This window comes from Polaromonas sp. P4_F4, assembly GCF_056401355.1.
On record NZ_JBFUJO010000026.1, the window covers coordinates 1 to 12,265 of the forward strand.

Genomic DNA, 12,265 nt, shown 5'->3' on the forward strand with positions numbered 1-12,265 from the left:
GATCACCTTTCAAAGCGCTTGCTCCAGCGATCGATGTAGCTGTCGCTGCAATCCAGCTTGGTGCGAATCTCCGCCCAAGTGAGCCCATCGGCCAGCAGCAGGATCAATCGGGCGTGGCGCGCCGAATCGGCTCGGGCGTTCCTCGCTGCAGCTTGCTGTTGAAGTTCCATGCGTTCGCTTTTGGTCAGTTTCATCGCAACCTCCATGGCCACAATGATACTTCCGTTTTAAACGTTACAGTCCACTAGTTGCTGGAAAAGCAACAGGCTTATTCCGTTTTATCCCGTCGGCACGGTGTCGTGCTGGTTACGCGTGATGAGACCCTGGCGGCGCGGTGCGGGCGGCGCTTTGGGCTGGTGTCGGGACGGTTGTCGGAGTGGGGTTGAAGAGCCCCGCCGCACCCACTCGCCAACCCGAGGGGTACCCTTGGGCGTCCGTGTTGAGTGACCTGTTCGACCTCATCTTCATAGGCGCGTCGGACGATGAACTCCAGCGGCGGGGGGGCAAACGAAGCTTGCCGGAGGACGTCCGCTCGGTGGAGGGGTTGGGCGTCATGGGCTCAGGCGCACGAGTGGACTCAGCGCTTCGGGCTACCGGGAGGCGGACGGTTCTTGCGGTAGGAGTTCTTCAGCGCGATCTTGCCGTCTCGAAAGGTGAACAGATCACAACCATGGACTTCAACGCGAGTGCCGTCCGCCCGCGCCCCCGTGAACGTCCACTCGGAGACTCCCCTGTCGCCATAGACAAAATGGCGCGCGTTGCTCCAGTGGGCATCGGGGAAGGTCGTCCAGACTTCAGCGAAGGCGGCCCGCACTGCCTCATGGCCCGCGTACCGGGTGCCGCAGATATCCGGGCCTGCTGAGGATTCAAAGACACAGTCATCGCTCATGAACGACATGAGGGCATCGACATCGTGACGGTTCCACGCATCGGCAAAGGCTTTCAAGACCTCGGTGGTGACCTCTGCAATCGCGTTCGACATGACCTGACCCCTTTCGGCGTGCACACCGTCAATGATGCTCCTGACGCCCAACGTTCGACGCTCGATGGAAGAGTTGGGCGTCAGTTGTCGTTAGTTTGGAAGGCCTTCAACCACGTAGGAACGCCAGTTCGACGACTTGTCGCGACCTACTTTGAGCGCCACGTAGGCCGGGGATGCGTCGAATGCCAACGCTTCATCGACGCTTGGGAACTTGATGAGCGTGATGGTCTTCGGGGGTTCCCCGGCGAGGGGAACGCCTTTGGTGGCCCGTACGACGAAGGTGCCAGTGGTTGGTAGGGCGCGAGCGGCATCGACATAGCTCTTCCATCCAACCGGATCGGTGACCTGGAACTCAATGACCAAGTAGCCAGGGGGTTTACTTTGGGCTTGAACACTCTCGACGCCAACAGCACAGATGGCAACGGCTGCGAGCGCTGCTCCTAGGAGTTTGAGGTTTGAGTTCACGTGTATTCCTTTCGATTGGTGGACGGGAAAATAGAGCGGACTGCCGGAAACTGGAGCACGAGCTGAAACTCCGCCTTCTTCATGACATCCAACGTTTGACTTAAGCGGACCGCCGTAGGCGGGTCCGCTTGAAGGAAGGGGTAGACCGCACTAAGACAGCGGTTTACATGGGCTCGACTTCGATGCGCTTCCCCTGCAAGCGAGACTCACCGCCGCCAAGTTCGTTGTCACCGAGATCACGATTCACCGCGCGAGCTGTACCGCTGAACTCATTCGGTCCAGGGCCCGGCCTAATGCGCAGACGCGTCTTCGTACTGCCAACCCATTTTCGACTCTCGTCAAAGCGGAATGCGATGTACGTTGCTTCAAACTCGCCGTCCGACGTACGCCTCCATGCTCCATGCCCTCCACTCAGGTTTGGGTGGGTATCGCCACTTCTGAAGAACGTGCCGTCCGAAGAGAAGGTCAGTAGATTCTTTCCCACGCCTGATGTTCTGCTGGACGTGACGATCCAGGCGCCGATGAGTTCACTTCCTTGGTCTCGTGACACTCCTGGGGCTGCGCAGCCGGCCAGCAGCAGCGCGAAGACAATGGACGGAAGCAATGCGATGCGAGTTGACATTGAATTTCTCCTGGTTGTCCGGCGAGGTCCCGACTGGAAGCGTACCTCGCCAATCTGCGTATGAGAAGTGATTCAGTTCCGTGAATCGCGCCGAGGCGTATGTTGTGAGGCCTAACGTCCGCGCTCAGCCGCGTGCGTCTTCGCACGTCGGCTGCGGCGCATTGTTGGATGGCATGCTCTCATGTGGCCACAAATCTCGTGTCACCCGGTGGCCACAGGACCGAGTACTCCTCGGCGTCCAGTCTCCGGTACGCAGCTCGCAATACTGACGCGAGACGCGAAACCCTGCCAACGACAGCATGAGCACGCTCGAACGTCTCGTGCGGCTGGGAAGTGAGGATGAAGATATTGGCTTCCCCCGACCCCGAATCATGACCATCGACGTCTGTAATTCCGCCCGACAATTCTGCCATCAACGTCTCTTCCAGCCCAACCACCGCATCAAACTCCTCCATCGAGTTGCACGGAAATTGGAGCACGAGCTGAAATTCCGCCTTCTTCATGAGATCCAACGTTCGACATGAGCGGCAGACGCAGGTGGGCGAAGCCCGCTTCTTGCTGTTGAGGGGGAGTCCATATAGGAGGGGTTAGGCGTCACTTCGCAAGTTCAACGTAGGCTTCCGATTCGGATGGTTTGGCGATGAGGCCTTCCGGCGTTGGGCCAAACTCCTTTCGAAAGCTCGGCATGACAACCTTGAGATGATTGTCGTATGCGGCTGGCGAGTCATAGACTTCGTACCAGAGGAAGGTTGTCGGAGTCTTACCGCTGCGATGCAGCCGGAATACGGAGGTTGGTTCGGCCTTGCGAAGGTACTCAACTTGCTTCAAGTACCGTGCCTGTAGCTCATCCTCTCGGCCCGCGCTCGGAAAGACCTTCACAAGGACGGTCACTTGCTCAGTGGCCTGAGCAGGAAAACTTGAAATCGCGGCGGCAAACACAACAGCGCTGACGAACGAATGGATAGAGATCATCTTTCTTCCTTTCAGGGTGAACGGCGAGTTTCGGTTCGAAATGACTGGGATCGCCATTGGACTTCGCAGAGGAGCGCGGGTTGAGGATCATGCTTGTGACGCCTAACGTCCGCGCTCAGCCGCGAGCGTCTTCGCACGTCGGCTGCGGCGCATTGTTGGATGGCATGCTCTCATGCGCCCACAAATCTCGTTTCACCCGGCGGCCACAGGACCGAGTACTCCTCGGCGTCCAGTCTCCGGTACGCAGCTCGCAATACCGACGCGAGATGCGAAACCCTGCTAACGACAGCATGAGCACGCTCGAACGTCTCGTGCGGCTCGGAAGTGAGGATGAAGATATTGGCTTCCCCCGACCCCGAATCATGACCATCGAGGTCTGCAATTCCGCCCGACAATTCTGCCATCAACGTTTCTTCTAGCCCAACCACCGCATCAAACTCCTCCATCGAGTTGCACGGAAATTGGAGCACGAGCTGAAACTCCGCCTTCTTCATGATATCCAACGTTCGAGGTAACCGGCACGGAACGGAATGACAGCGCTGGGCCAGAATGAAATGAGGCCCAGCGCTGGCATGCCGTGGAGTGTCCGGTTGACTGAGGGGTTAGGCGTCACCGCGGTTCAGTACCGCGCACGGCCACCCGACATGTCGAAGATGGCGCCGGTATTGAATCTGCTGGCCTCCGTGCACAGCCAGGCGACCAGGTGCGCGACCTCACCGGCTTCTCCCAGGCGGCCAAGCGGGCTGTCGCGGATCCAGCGATTGACGACCTCCGATCCGAGGTCTTGGATCATGTCCGTGTCGATTGGCCCGGGCGCCACGCAGTTCACGAAGACATTGTATTGGGCGACTTCCCGGCTCAGAGCCTTGGTGAAGGAGATGACTCCGGCACTGGCGGCAGAGTAGGCCGTGATGCCCGCCAAGCCCTCCTTCCCGGCGAGCGATCCAAGGTTGATGATCCTTCCACCACCCTGGCGGATCATGATCGGCAGGACCGCTTGGGTAACCTGCATCGTTCCCAGGAGGTTCACATCCAGTATTCGTCGCCAGTCCATCGGGGCGTGTTCGACGAAGGTGGTCGTTCTGCCGAGGTAGCCCGCAGCGTTCACAAAGATGTCGACGCGCCGATCGGCGGGGAGTTGGTCGACCGCAGCTGCGATCTGAGCGGGCTGCGTGATGTCGACCTGAACCGAATCTGTACCCGCCACGTTTGAAGGACTGGCGTCCCAGATCATGACATCGCAGCCATTGACCAAGAGGAGATCGGCAATCGCACGTCCGATTCCCTTTGCTGCTCCGGTGACGATCGCGTACTTGCCGGCAAGGTCGTAGGTGTTTGGCATGTTTCCTCCGAAGGGTAGGGGTGGCTGTCGTGACGCCTAACGTAATGTATACCGCAGGGTCTGCGATATAAAACAGCCGTTGCCGTATAACGTGGCGGTCTCGAAATGGGTTAAGTCTTTGTCAGGAAAAGATTTTCCGCACATTGCAACCTCACGCCAGTTAAATAAAAAGCACTAAGCCCGCAGCTGAATTCTAGGGAGCAAGCCGTGAAGGCGCCTCCTCTAAATAGACTAGTTCTGGAAAAGTAACAGGCTTATTCCGTTTTACCCCATCGGCACGGCGTTTGCGATGGTGGCGCATGATGAGACCCTGGCGGCGCGCTGCGGGCGACCTCTCCGGCTGGTGGAGGGGCAACTGCCGGCGTGGATGTGAGTACTAGCTGCCAAGCCGGGAATAAGCTGGCCGGGCATAATCTAGGGGCCGCGCGTTTGCTGGCGATATCCCGGGTACACCAAAATCCTCCGCATTTCGTATGAGCCAACAGCTTTTGGTTCCACCGAAACGCTTGCGCTCATATGACCGATCACTACACCACCCTTGGACTCAACAGCGCTGCGACGCTGGCCGATGTCAAGAAAGCCTTTCGCCAGAAAGCGTCTTTCCTGCATCCGGACAAAAACGCCGCCGCTGATGCGGGGGCGCGCTTTCGGGCGGTGCAGGAGGCTTACGAGGTGCTGTCCGATGCGGACAAACGGCAAGCCTATGACGACAATCGGCGTCGCAACCTGCTCGACAGCCCGGTCGAGACGGCGCGCGAGATATGGAAAAATTATTTCAACCCTTTGCTTTGATACGTGCATGACACGAAGGACCCCGTGACATGACGATCACCCCGTTTTTTCTTGAGTTGCGCTCGGCCTACCAGTCCGAAATCGATGACCTGACCTTTGACTCCGAAGGGCGCGATGTGCTGGGCCAGCGCCTGGCCGATAAACGCAAGGAGATCGATTTTCTGGTCCACATGATGGAGTTGAGCCCCGAGATGGTGGCGGTGATATTCCATCGCGGTTTTCACTTCAAGCTGCCGGGGGCGATGGATCACCTGCTCGGCCTTGAGGCGGAGGATTTCCCGGAGTGGAGCGGCCTGGCTGACGCTGTGGAGTTGACCCCGTGGGCCCAGGACCTGGCCGAGGTGGTGTTGAAACACCCCGGCGGCGAGTGGTTTTTGGCGGTGGCTGCCGGGCTGGAATTCATGGCGGGCCAGCCCACTGCTGCGTCTGCCGCGCAAGGCGAGGGTGACGAATCCGAAGACGATGATGCAGACGCCGACGAGGATGGCGACAATCGCGAAGGCTTTGATGCGGATGAATACGGCGATGGAGCAGACGACGAGAAAACCCGGCAGGAAGCCGGCGCCGACTGGCTGGTCGAGCAGGGCTTTGACCGCAAAGATTGATGGACGACCGATAGATGAGATTGGAAGTGAAGCCTTTATGAACCACCTTGCCCTGATTGCCAAGACACAGACCCTGATTGCCGCCGGCGACATCGTGGGCGCCGAGTCCGCACTGGTCGAACTGGCCGACACCGAAGGCGATGCCGCGCTGATGGTGGTGCTGGATTTGCTGCCGCCCAAAGACATCCTGGCGGTCATCCGCGAATACGACAACTCGAAGGAGTCGGTGATCAACCTGCTGGTCACGCCCGAGCAGTTCGCGCGCGCGGTGGTGATTGAAAAGCAATATAAAGACCTGACCCGCACCCACCTGCGCGGCATGGTCAACTCGGTGCTTTTCAGGGAAGACGCGGACCCGCTGGAATTTTTGAACGCGATCGGCGACCTGGAAGGCGGTAGCGAAGCGCTGGCCGACTATTTCACTGAAAAGTGGAGCCGCGTCGAGGCCTTTGCCCGCACCGGCACCTTTGATGCCGTGGATGACACGGGCGAGCTGTTGTCCAAGGCCGCCTTGCAGGCCTCGGCCTATGCGAAGCCACGCGTTGAAAAGGACGAAATTTCAGACCACGACTGGATGGAACTCGCCTGGCTTTTGCGCCATGAGTGCCCGGACCTTTTCATCGAGATGCTGACTGTGCTGCGCGCCAAGGCGCGGGCCCATGACCTGAGCGCTGAGGAAGAAGACGCCGAAGAGGACGATGGCAAAGTCGAGACGGGTGATACCGATCGGGGCAAGGCCACGCCGGCTGCGCGCGATTCTGATGAGGAATCGGCGATTTAACGAATCGGCGATTTAACGAGATATGAGCCTGAAAGCCCCTCTTTCCACGACGCCAGTGCAGCCCTCAGCCTCACCATCATCTTCACCCTTGTCCGGCTCGTCGGTCGCGCTCCACGATGCGCGCCCGTTTTTCGAAAAAGCACTGCAGTTTGGCGTGCAGCACGGCATCATCAACCAGCAAAAACTCGACGCCATCTGCGAGGATGCTCCCAAAGGCATGGTGCAGATTGCGCGTCACTTTGGCAGCGAGTTTTTGCGCCCGGAGCTTGAAAAAGCCAGGGACCGCATCGTCAATCTGGTGAGCCTCTACCTTGAAAGCACCAGTGGCGGCGACCTGCGGCAAGCCGCCGAGTCGCTGCGTGATCATTCGTTCCTGTCCCGCTCCAAGGGCGGCTCGGACATGCTGAAGGCCATGCTGGCCCTGCCCGAGAGCAGCAGCTTTGACACGGATCCGGGCAGCGACGGCGCTGACAGCCAGGTGCCGTCCCCTGTGTTTGCGGCGTGGACGCTCAAAAGCCTGGACGACTACCAGGCCGAACTCGCCATGCGCGGCCCCATCAAGCTGCAGAAAGACGCTGCCATCTGGCTGGCCGACCAGCTGGGCCTGGATGTCACCGAGCTGGAAGAGGCACATACCCATGCGGAAGCGGTGATTCGCACGGCACTCCTGGTGCTGTCCACCGGGCGTGCCGAGTTGCGCGATTGGGTGGCGTTTGAAAAAATGGTGGCGGCGCTGCGCAAGAAATACGGATCTGCCAAAACCGCCGCTGCAGCACCCGCGAAGAAGGCCGGCGCCGGGCCTTCAGCCTTGTCTGTCACCCTTCCCAGGGACTTGCCCGAGGAATTCAGGGCGGTGGTGGAGGCCGTGCGGCAATCCGTCGTGGCTGATTTACCCCGGATACTGGATAGCTCCCAGCCGCCCAGGGCGCTGTTTGCCAAGGACAGCGATCACCAGACGCCACCGCTGTTTGGACGGTATTTCTGGGTGGAAGACCTGGCGAGCGAAATCGACCACCATGACCGCTCCGTCTCCAAAGCCTGGGACAAGGCCACTGCGGGGAACAGCGATGACGGCTCGCTGCTCACGCTGTTTTTGTGCGTGGCGGCCGGTGCTACTCCCAAAACGCTTCTGACCGAAAAAGCCGCTGCGGCCCTGGTTCGCAAGATTCAAAAAGCAGGGCCCGGCCTGGGTTTTAACCCGGACCTGGCTCATCAATACATTCTGGATAACGCGCCCGTGCAATACCAGGACGACTATGGCCGGCTGTGGGCGGACTTTGTGGACGAAGCACAGCACCTGCTGCAAAGCGACTCGGTGTTTGCGCTGGAAGATGCCCTGGCCTTGCTGCGGCGCGAGTGCAATGTGAAACGGTAAGGGGTCTTGGATTGACCCTCGCGGCGTGAGCGCACCCGCGAATCCGCGAAGAGGCCGCCTTAGAGAATCCGGTTAAACCACAGCAGTGACAACCCGGCGGAGAGCAGCGCCAGCACCGCGGCTCCCAGTGCCAGCAGCGCGGAGATTTCAGTTTCCTTTTTTTCCACTGTCAGGCGGGAGCTCAGGGTCTCATAGACTTTTTTCAGGTCAGCCGCCGTGCCCGCATAAAAGTACTCGGCCTGCGTGGCGCGTGCGATGCCCTTGAGGGTTTCCTCATCGAGCCTGACGCGCATGGACCAACCTTCAAAACCTATCGTTTCACCGTCCACCGTACCGATGCCGACGGTGTACACGCGCACACCGCGGTCGGCTGCCAGCTTGGCGGCATCGAGCGAATCGACGCCGGTGGTGCGCTGGCCGTCTGTCAGCAGGATGATCGCGGCCGAGTTGTAGGAGCCCGGTGCCACCGGCGTGAACTCCTTCGTTTCCTTTTTCTCCTGGTCAATGGCAAAGCCGCGCTGGCGCTCGCGCCCCGTTTGCATGGACTGCAGGTCGATGCCGGCATCCGGAAAGAGCGTGGCGAGCGACATGACGATGCCGTTGCCGATGGCGGTGCCGCGCTGCAGCTGGAAGCGGTCGATCGCGGAAACCAAATCTTCGCGGTTCACCGTTGGAATCTGCGCGACCTGGGCAGAGCCGGCAAACGCGACGATGCCGACCTTCACCGTGCGCGGCAGGTCGGCAAGGAAGGCCTTGGCAGCCGTTTGCGCAGCCACGAGGCGGCTGGGCTGCACGTCGGTGGCACGCATGCTGCCGGAAACGTCCATCGCCAGCATGATGGTCTGCTGGTTCGATGGCAGTGTGATCACGGCCATGGGGCGCGCCGTGGCGAGCAGCATCAACGCCATGGCCAGCAGAAACAGAATGGGCGGAATATGACGGCGAATGCTTTGCCCTGGTCCCATGGCCTCCTTGATGATGGCCAGCGATGCGTAGCGCACCGCCAGTTTTTTCTTGCGGCGCAGCAGCCAGAGGTACAGCAGCACGAGCAGCGGTACGGCCAGCAGCAGCCAGAGAAATTGGGGCCAGAGAAAAAACATGAAAAATCCTTGGGCGGTATCCTGGGCCGATAGGTATGTCAGGCGGCTTGCCGCAGGTGGGAGGGCAGCTTGTTTCCTGCCGGATGCAGGCCGGCGGCATGGCCACCGGACAGCCGGCTGCGGCGTTTGCGCAAATCGGCAAAACGCATGATGGCATCCACCAGGTCGTCATCGGTAGCGAGCTCCAGCGTGTCGACACCGGCGCGTGCCAGGGCCTGCCGCAACTCGGCTTCGCGCTGCGCCGCAATGCGGGCAAAGCGCTTGCGAAAACCCGGATCGTGGGTGTCGACCAGCAGTTGTTCGCCGGTCTCCGCATCGCGGATCGGGATCAGCCCGAGATCGGGTAATTCCAGCTCCAGCGGATCGAGCAGACGCACGGCCACCACTTCGTGACGCTGGGCGAGTTGGCCCAGGGGTTTTTCCCAGCCCGGCTCGCTGATGAAATCGGACACCACGAACAGGGTGGAGCGCCGGCGCACCAGGTTGCCGGCGGACTCCAGTAATTCGTTCAGACGCGTGGGGCCGGCGCTGGCCGTTTCAGGGCGCGCATGCAGGGTGTGCAGCATGCGCAGCACATGGTGGCGGCCGCCGCGCGCCGGAATCACGGCGTCGACGCCGGAGCCGTAGAGCATGGCGCCGACGCGGTTGCCATGGCGCGTCAGCATGCGTGCCAGCACCGCCACGAATTCTGTCAACACCTGGCGCTTGCGCAACTCGCCGGAGCCAAAGTCCATCGAGGGGCTCAGGTCGAGCAAAAACCAGGCGCTCATTTCGCGGTCTTCGGTGAAGACGCGTACATGGGGCTGCTGCAGGCGTGCCGTTACGTTCCAGTCAATGTGACGCACGTCGTCGTGGTGCTGGTATTCGCGCAGGTCCGCCAGGTCCATGCCGGTGCCGCGCAGCAGGGTGCGGTAGTCGCCCTGCAGCAGCCCGTCGAGGCGACGCAACACGGTCCACTCCAGCCTGCGCAGCAGTTGTTCCGCGTTGGATGAAGGGCTGCTCATGGGCATGCTCCTGACGGCCGCGACGCCGAGGGCGCTTCATCCAAGGTGGGGCCGCGGAACCGGCTTTGCCGGGCCGCAGGCGCAGCGGCCCCCCCGGGGGGCAGCGACCCGCGTAGCGGCGGAGCGTGGGGGCTCACTCTAAGCGGCGAGTTGTTCATGTGCAAGCGGCCTGGCGGGAGCCGGGATTTTGAGCATGATCTTGCTGACCACCGTGTCGGCCGAAAGTCCTTCAGACAGGGCTTCGTAAGACAGCACCAGGCGATGGCGCAGCACATCCGGAACCAGGTCGGTCATGTCTTCCGGCAAGGCGTAGCTGCGGCCACGCAGCATGGCCAGCGCCCGGGCGCCCTCGGTCAGGTTGATGGTGGCGCGCGGGCTGGCGCCAAAGGTGATGAAGCGTGCCAGGTCCTTGAGCCCGTGCCGGGTCGGGTTGCGCGTGGCCGAAACCAGCCGCACCGCATACTGCACCAGGGAGGGGTCGACATACACGTGCCGGCATTCGTTCTGCAGGGCCGCCAGCTGCTCGGTAGTGGCCACGGCCGAGACGGCAACCGCAGGGCCGGTGACGCGCTGGACAATGACAAATTCTTCCTCGTCGCTGGGGTAGTCGACCAGCACCTTCATCATGAAGCGGTCTACCTGCGCTTCGGGCAGCGGGTAGGTGCCTTCGGTTTCAATCGGGTTTTGCGTCGCCATCACCAGGAAGGGCTCGGGCACCTTGTGCGTGATGCCTGCAATCGTGACTTGCCGCTCCTGCATGACCTCGAGCAGCGCGCTTTGTACCTTGGCCGGCGCCCGGTTGATCTCGTCGGCGAGCAGCAGGTTGGTGAAGACCGGGCCGAGCGAAGTGCTGAATTCGCCGGTTTTCTGGTTGTAGATGCGCGTGCCTACCAGGTCGGCCGGCACCAGGTCGGGCGTGAACTGGATGCGCTTGAAGTTGCCGCGCACGGTGCTGGCCAGCGTTTTCACGGTGAGGGTCTTGGCCAGGCCGGGAACCCCCTCCACCAGCAGATGGCCCTGTGCCAGGATGGCGACCATCACGCGTTCGAGAAAACGGTCCTGCCCGACCACCACGCGCTTGACTTCGTAGAGGATTTTCTCCATCAGCTGCGCGGTCTCATGGCTCACAGGCAGGTGACTCACGGGCAAATGATCAGGGGTGTGCGATTCCATGCGGGTCTTTCAAAATGGGGGCATGCCGGCAGCCGAGGCGGCGTTTTCAATCGGCACGGCAAAACCGATGCCGACAAACGTCCGTTGCTGGTTGGGGTTGTAGATGGCGGTCACGATGCCAATGACCTCGCCGTCCATGGTGACCAGCGGCCCGCCCGAATTGCCGGGGTTGGCGGCCGCGTCGAACTGGATGAGGTTGGTCATTTGCTGCTTGCCCTCGGGCGAGCGGAATGTGCGCTTGAGCCCCGAAATGACACCGGCCGAAGCGGAAGGGCCGATGCCAAACGGATAGCCCACCGCCAGCACCTCATCGCCCGGGGCGAGGTCGGCCGTGGAGCGCATGGTGGCGGCAATCATGTCGTCGGGAATTTTGTCTGCCTGCAATACCGCCAGATCGTTTTCCAGCTGTATGCCGACAATCGAGGCGTTGGACTCCAGGCCGTCGGCGAACGTGACCTTGATGCTCTCTGCCCCCTGCACCACGTGCAGGTTGGTCAGAATGATGCCCTTGTCCACGATGACCACGCCGGTGCCCACGCTGCGCTCACCGTCGTCCTTGCCTTCCTTGCCATCCTTGGCATTTTTGGCGTCCTTGGCATCTTTTTCCTTGCCCACGCCCAGGCCCACGACGCGCACCACTGACGGGCTGATGATCTGATAGGCCCGGGCGGCGGCCGAGGGCAGGGTAGTCGTCTCCAGTGTCTTGAGGACGGCGGCATTGATGTCGTGCTGGGTCAGCTTTCGGCCCGCCGGCTGCAGTGACAGGGAAAGACTGACAGCCAGCAACAGGGCCAGCAAGGCAATGACAGCCCAGAGCAGGTAGAGGTGGTAGGCCGGAAAGCGCGCGGCCAGCCGTGCAAAAAGTGAAGGGTGAACTGCCGCTGATTGTGGTTGTGCTTGTACTTTTGGTTGCAGCTGCGTTTGCGTTTGCGCAGGCGGGTCGGCCTCGGGTGCCTCCGGCGTGTCGTTGCCGCGGCGGTCGTGGCTGGAGCTACTGTAGAGGGCAGGCCTTCGCATCCGTTCACCTGTGGGGTAAATGTTTAAACGATTAA

At 61.1% G+C, this 12,265-nt stretch carries 16 protein-coding genes; 4 read left to right on the top strand and 12 right to left on the bottom strand.

The window, feature by feature from the left end; genetic code table 11:
- Positions 1–2 precede the first annotated feature (2 nt).
- The 8 genes from AC1DUR_RS21435 to AC1DUR_RS21470 all read right to left on the bottom strand — a co-directional run bounded on the left by AC1DUR_RS21435 (position 3) and on the right by AC1DUR_RS21470 (position 4,383).
- Complete coding sequence (locus AC1DUR_RS21435) at positions 3–194, bottom strand: helix-turn-helix domain-containing protein (protein ID WP_477722139.1); 192 nt, start codon at positions 192–194, stop codon at positions 3–5.
- A 383-nt stretch (positions 195–577) separates the two neighbouring features.
- Positions 578–982: a nuclear transport factor 2 family protein gene (locus AC1DUR_RS21440; RefSeq protein ID WP_477718292.1), complete on the bottom strand. Its 405-nt coding sequence runs from the start codon at positions 980–982 to the stop codon at positions 578–580.
- Positions 983–1,072: 90 nt separating this feature from the next.
- The gene (locus AC1DUR_RS21445; protein WP_477718291.1) at positions 1,073–1,447 is read right to left on the bottom strand and encodes a DUF1330 domain-containing protein; all 375 of its coding nucleotides are present in this window, start codon (positions 1,445–1,447) and stop codon (positions 1,073–1,075) included.
- Positions 1,448–1,610: 163 nt separating this feature from the next.
- Positions 1,611–2,069 carry a hypothetical protein gene (locus tag AC1DUR_RS21450; RefSeq protein WP_477718290.1) on the bottom strand — a complete coding sequence of 153 codons (459 nt, stop codon included), beginning with the start codon at positions 2,067–2,069 and terminating at the stop codon, positions 1,611–1,613.
- 179 nt (positions 2,070–2,248) lie between these two features.
- Positions 2,249–2,572 carry a hypothetical protein gene (locus AC1DUR_RS21455; protein ID WP_477718289.1) on the bottom strand — a complete coding sequence of 108 codons (324 nt, stop codon included), beginning with the start codon at positions 2,570–2,572 and terminating at the stop codon, positions 2,249–2,251.
- A gap of 91 nt (positions 2,573–2,663) precedes the next feature.
- Positions 2,664–3,041, bottom strand: coding sequence for a putative quinol monooxygenase (locus tag AC1DUR_RS21460; protein WP_477722140.1), 378 nt, complete (start codon positions 3,039–3,041; stop codon positions 2,664–2,666).
- Positions 3,042–3,211: 170 nt separating this feature from the next.
- Positions 3,212–3,535 carry a hypothetical protein gene (locus AC1DUR_RS21465; RefSeq protein WP_477718287.1) on the bottom strand — a complete coding sequence of 108 codons (324 nt, stop codon included), beginning with the start codon at positions 3,533–3,535 and terminating at the stop codon, positions 3,212–3,214.
- Between the two features lie 125 nt (positions 3,536–3,660).
- Positions 3,661–4,383, bottom strand: a complete 723-nt coding sequence (locus AC1DUR_RS21470; protein WP_477718286.1) for an SDR family NAD(P)-dependent oxidoreductase — start codon at positions 4,381–4,383, stop codon at positions 3,661–3,663.
- 516 nt (positions 4,384–4,899) lie between these two features.
- Here AC1DUR_RS21470 and AC1DUR_RS21475 point away from each other — a divergent pair.
- The 4 genes from AC1DUR_RS21475 to AC1DUR_RS21490 are packed head-to-tail and all read left to right on the top strand — an operon-like array spanning position 4,900 to position 7,936.
- The gene (locus tag AC1DUR_RS21475) at positions 4,900–5,175 is read left to right on the top strand and encodes a DnaJ domain-containing protein (RefSeq protein WP_477718285.1); all 276 of its coding nucleotides are present in this window, start codon (positions 4,900–4,902) and stop codon (positions 5,173–5,175) included.
- A 29-nt stretch (positions 5,176–5,204) separates the two neighbouring features.
- Positions 5,205–5,780, top strand: coding sequence for a hypothetical protein (locus AC1DUR_RS21480; protein WP_477718284.1), 576 nt, complete (start codon positions 5,205–5,207; stop codon positions 5,778–5,780).
- A gap of 37 nt (positions 5,781–5,817) precedes the next feature.
- On the top strand, positions 5,818–6,561 hold the full coding sequence (locus AC1DUR_RS21485; protein WP_477718283.1) for a hypothetical protein: 744 nt from the start codon (positions 5,818–5,820) through the stop codon (positions 6,559–6,561).
- 22 nt (positions 6,562–6,583) lie between these two features.
- Positions 6,584–7,936, top strand: coding sequence for a hypothetical protein (locus AC1DUR_RS21490; protein ID WP_477718282.1), 1,353 nt, complete (start codon positions 6,584–6,586; stop codon positions 7,934–7,936).
- A gap of 59 nt (positions 7,937–7,995) precedes the next feature.
- Here the strand turns inward: AC1DUR_RS21490 and AC1DUR_RS21495 are convergent, their stop codons facing one another.
- The 4 genes from AC1DUR_RS21495 to AC1DUR_RS21510 all read right to left on the bottom strand — a co-directional run bounded on the left by AC1DUR_RS21495 (position 7,996) and on the right by AC1DUR_RS21510 (position 12,230).
- The gene (locus AC1DUR_RS21495) at positions 7,996–9,036 is read right to left on the bottom strand and encodes a VWA domain-containing protein (RefSeq protein WP_477718281.1); all 1,041 of its coding nucleotides are present in this window, start codon (positions 9,034–9,036) and stop codon (positions 7,996–7,998) included.
- 38 nt (positions 9,037–9,074) lie between these two features.
- Positions 9,075–10,040, bottom strand: a complete 966-nt coding sequence (locus AC1DUR_RS21500; protein ID WP_477722141.1) for a DUF58 domain-containing protein — start codon at positions 10,038–10,040, stop codon at positions 9,075–9,077.
- A gap of 138 nt (positions 10,041–10,178) precedes the next feature.
- A complete protein-coding gene (locus AC1DUR_RS21505) occupies positions 10,179–11,213 on the bottom strand; it encodes an AAA family ATPase (protein WP_477718279.1) in 1,035 nt (344 codons plus the stop codon).
- Positions 11,214–11,222: 9 nt separating this feature from the next.
- Positions 11,223–12,230, bottom strand: coding sequence for a S1C family serine protease (locus AC1DUR_RS21510; RefSeq protein WP_477722142.1), 1,008 nt, complete (start codon positions 12,228–12,230; stop codon positions 11,223–11,225).
- Positions 12,231–12,265: the final 35 nt, after the last annotated feature.

Coding starts and splice junctions, on each gene's coding strand:
- AC1DUR_RS21435 (WP_477722139.1), bottom strand. CDS start 194: ATGAAACTGACCAAAAGCGAACGCATGGAACTTCAACAGCAAGCTGCA.
- AC1DUR_RS21480 (WP_477718284.1), top strand. CDS start 5,205: ATGACGATCACCCCGTTTTTTCTTGAGTTGCGCTCGGCCTACCAGTCC.
- AC1DUR_RS21450 (WP_477718290.1), bottom strand. CDS start 2,069: ATGTCAACTCGCATCGCATTGCTTCCGTCCATTGTCTTCGCGCTGCTG.
- AC1DUR_RS21475 (WP_477718285.1), top strand. CDS start 4,900: ATGACCGATCACTACACCACCCTTGGACTCAACAGCGCTGCGACGCTG.
- AC1DUR_RS21500 (WP_477722141.1), bottom strand. CDS start 10,040: ATGAGCAGCCCTTCATCCAACGCGGAACAACTGCTGCGCAGGCTGGAG.
- AC1DUR_RS21470 (WP_477718286.1), bottom strand. CDS start 4,383: ATGCCAAACACCTACGACCTTGCCGGCAAGTACGCGATCGTCACCGGA.
- AC1DUR_RS21485 (WP_477718283.1), top strand. CDS start 5,818: ATGAACCACCTTGCCCTGATTGCCAAGACACAGACCCTGATTGCCGCC.
- AC1DUR_RS21490 (WP_477718282.1), top strand. CDS start 6,584: ATGAGCCTGAAAGCCCCTCTTTCCACGACGCCAGTGCAGCCCTCAGCC.
- AC1DUR_RS21460 (WP_477722140.1), bottom strand. CDS start 3,041: ATGATCTCTATCCATTCGTTCGTCAGCGCTGTTGTGTTTGCCGCCGCG.
- AC1DUR_RS21440 (WP_477718292.1), bottom strand. CDS start 982: ATGTCGAACGCGATTGCAGAGGTCACCACCGAGGTCTTGAAAGCCTTT.
- AC1DUR_RS21495 (WP_477718281.1), bottom strand. CDS start 9,036: ATGTTTTTTCTCTGGCCCCAATTTCTCTGGCTGCTGCTGGCCGTACCG.
- AC1DUR_RS21505 (WP_477718279.1), bottom strand. CDS start 11,213: ATGGAATCGCACACCCCTGATCATTTGCCCGTGAGTCACCTGCCTGTG.
- AC1DUR_RS21465 (WP_477718287.1), bottom strand. CDS start 3,535: ATGAAGAAGGCGGAGTTTCAGCTCGTGCTCCAATTTCCGTGCAACTCG.
- AC1DUR_RS21510 (WP_477722142.1), bottom strand. CDS start 12,230: ATGCGAAGGCCTGCCCTCTACAGTAGCTCCAGCCACGACCGCCGCGGC.
- AC1DUR_RS21455 (WP_477718289.1), bottom strand. CDS start 2,572: ATGAAGAAGGCGGAATTTCAGCTCGTGCTCCAATTTCCGTGCAACTCG.